The following is a 3,341-nucleotide window of genomic DNA, read 5'->3' on the forward strand; positions in this document are numbered from 1 at the left end:
CCCAGGCTGGTATATTTTATCCCCTCGATTTCCTGGCTGAAATATTCATGGTAATGACCGGTAAAGACCGCATCGACCTTGTATTCCCTGAAGATTGCGTGCAATGTATCGCTCTTGCCCTTGGCGGCAGTCTCGTACCAGGTCGGCTTGTGCATGAACACCATCGTGTAACGGGCATCACTGTTTTGATCTAACCTATCAGTCAGCCAGTCGAGTTGCTTTCGCGGGAGATCATTTCCAAAATCCCAGCGCCCCATGTCCAGCACCACGAAATGAACATCATTGTGTGTGAAATCATAGAAAGGCTCGTAGCCCCGATCACGGTAGATATCCGCCGACATATCACTCCAGACATCATGATTTCCGGGAGTGCGATAATACGGCATGGAAAAGACCGAGACTATCGAATCGTATTCCTCCCATTCGCTGACAATACGGGCTGAGTCATCCACATAGCCCTCGATCATATCGCCCACAGATACGACGAAATCCGGTTTGAGGTATTCTATTTCCTCAGCGATCTGCCCATGAACACCGGGCACATGTCCGCCGGTGCGGTCACTGATGACAGCAAAGCGGATTATTCCTTCGTCGATAACAGGCTCGGGAACATCTTCCTCAAGCCCGGCGAGCAGGCTTGTACTGAAAACAAGAAATAACAATCCTGAAAACAAAACATTTAATTTCTTCATTTCTCCTCCCCGGCATGACATTTTTTTGGAATATAATAGCTGTAATTGAAATTGATAAGAAAAAGTTGGAGATGTAGCAGATAAAGCGGAGACTAATACAAACCTATCATCTGCCTAACGAAGACCTGAATTCCCGTTTCAGAAATGCCCTCAATTGATATTCCATGTGCGCCGTATCCGCCGGTTGTAGATTGATAAAGCGTTCCTCATCCTCATAGGCCAGCATCGAGTGACACATCGTGCAGTCATAGGCGATGCTTTCCCCTGCGGAGTCGAGCATATAATCATTGTGACAGCGGAAACATCCGCCTTCGCCGTGATGACCGATAAAGCTGGGATATGCGCCCCAGGAGATATTCATGTATGGATGGATGTTCCTGCGGTAGCTGTCCTTAAGAGCGATAACTGCCCTGTCAATCAGGGCAGTCTTGTTGCGGGCAGTTTGCGGATGATTCCGATTATAGAAATTATGCGCGAAATCAGCGATCCCGCTCAAAGCCCGGGAAGTATCCTGGTAGGTGACAGTCAGGGCTTCCATAGCCATTTCCTTTACAAACGGCAGTTGACGGCTCAGCTCATCGGCAACGATCATCTGGTCGATCGCGTCTTCAAGGCGCTGATAGATATGAGTGGCGCGGTTATGGCAGTCGACACAATCCATCACCCGCGGTTCGACCTCGGCTAACTCCTGCTTCTCGAGCCTGGTGTTGCGGTAGGTCCTGAAACTTCCGTCCGGTTGTCGCACCTGGACTTCGATCATCTCCTCGCGCTGGTCATCAACCGAGGTGTAACGGATTTCATTTTCTTCGGCGATATGCCAGTGAATCCCGCGTGAGGCCGCCTCAGTGCCGACATCGACCTTGAGCGCCAGAGTTGTATATGCCGGAGTCGAGAGACTGTCATTGTCATGACGCACGATCGTCTTTATTCGCTGGCCGTAGAATTTTTCCGGCCAGTGGCATTTCTCGCAGGTTTCCCGCGCGGGACGAAGCTGGTGAACCGGCGTCGGAATCGGTTTCTCGTACAAATTGAAGGTGACCGAAAGAATCTGGTACAATCCGTTCAGCTTGCTGTCGATTAACGCATCAACACCCTCGCCGACATGACACTCCACGCAATTAACCCGGGCGTGAGGCGACTGCTGGTAGGTCACCCATTCAGGATTCATGACCGTGTGGCAGGCCGTACCGCAGAAATAGGCGCTGTCCATAAAGTGAAGCATCCGGCTGGAAAGCACGCCCATAAATACAACGTTGATGACTGTCAGGATTCCGATCGTCAGAAAAACTTTGGAACCGCCGAATCTGCCTTTGACCTCTTCCTCGTCGAAGCGTTCGTTTAAAAGCTGTTTGGTAGTTTTACCGGTGCGTTGTTTATAAATCCGTAAACCGATCGGTATAAGTATCAGCCCGATAATGAACAACGCCGGAAAAACCATATAGGTCACCAGGCCGACATAAGCGTTATTCAGCATCCCGCTCAAACGAGCCATTTCAAGGATAATAAATGTGATAAATGATGAGGTGGTCAGCACCACACCGATCCGCCCCGGCCAGTTGACCGAAACTCCACGGACAAAACGCACATATCTTTTAAACATTATCTATCCTGTTCACCATCGTAATACTGTTGATAGAGTTCCTGAATCTCGCCGGTACGTATCTTCTCTTTTAACTCGGAAGTCGGCCGGGTCACCCATCCGTGCATCGGATCCTCGGCGATCAGGCTGTCCAAATAGGCATTGAGATCGGGATCTTCGAAATGACGAACCTCAGGTATAAACTTTGTGTAGAAATGCTTGGCCACTTCGTACATCCCGTGCCACCAGGTGTAATCGGGTCCCATCATGGAAGCGCCATGACGGGCGCGACGGCCTTCATGATGCCAGAGCTCCCAGTAAATCCAGTCGACTTTATTCGCGAAATTTGCCGGATTCTTTTTGAGATCCTTACTTTCTATCATATTCATGATCTCACCGGCCGGTATGGCAAACTTGTCGTTGTACAACCGCACCACAGCATCATAGAGATAATAATGACCGTCCACAAACGTTTGCCCATGACAATTTATACAGACCTGCTTCATGTTACGGCGACGTGACTGCCAGTTTTCCTTGTGGACCGAGACCTTGGGACGCAAAGTCCAGCTGATTCTTCTGCCGACATCATGGGTTAAAGGCGAAGTCGGTGTCGCTGACATATGACACGTGGCGCAGGAAGGAGCGACATAATAATCGAGACCCACCACCCACCTGTCCGAATCGAGGTTCATCTTGTCGATATTAGTATAATATGTATTGCCGTGCTTGGATTCCTCGTAAATTTCACGCTGGGGATGATCCGGTCCGAGATGGCATTTCGAGCAGGATTCCGGCTGACGAGCCTGCGACTTGGCGAAACTATGCCTGGTATGGCAGGCGTTGCATGAACCCTTGGAACCGTCCGGATTGATCCTTCCGATCCCCGAATTCGGCCAGCTTTTAACCGAGAGTTTATTCTCGCGAGATTCATCGATTTCAATCCTGGCGCCGTGACAGCTCTCACATCCCAGTATCTCAACCGGTTCTCCCGCGGAAACATGCGCCAGGTAGGCATCGGTCGACTCCAGAATCAAACCCGCACTGGCATGATACGAGTTGTTGACTTCCTC

3 protein-coding genes are annotated in these 3,341 nt (G+C 50.2%); all 3 read right to left on the minus strand.

The window, feature by feature from the left end; genetic code table 11:
* Nucleotides 1–713 (minus strand): hypothetical protein (locus tag GF404_05885; protein ID MBD3381712.1); only part of this gene is annotated, 713 nt, incomplete at its 3' end.
* Nucleotides 714–798: 85 nt separating this feature from the next.
* Entirely contained in the window at nt 799–2,292 is a 1,494-nt protein-coding gene (locus tag GF404_05890) for a hypothetical protein (GenBank protein ID MBD3381713.1), read from the minus strand.
* Nucleotides 2,292–3,341: cytochrome C552 (locus GF404_05895; protein MBD3381714.1), on the minus strand; the 1,050-nt coding region annotated here is incomplete at its 5' end. The genes GF404_05895 and GF404_05890, both read right to left, overlap by 1 nt.

It is taken from the genome of Candidatus Zixiibacteriota bacterium, from assembly GCA_014728145.1.
Taxonomy (GTDB): Bacteria; Zixibacteria; MSB-5A5; order JAABVY01; family JAABVY01; genus WJMC01.

Excerpts from the sequence above, each read along its gene's own strand:
- GF404_05890 (MBD3381713.1), bottom strand. The coding sequence starts at position 2,292 with ATGTTTAAAAGATATGTGCGTTTTGTCCGTGGAGTTTCGGTCAACTGG.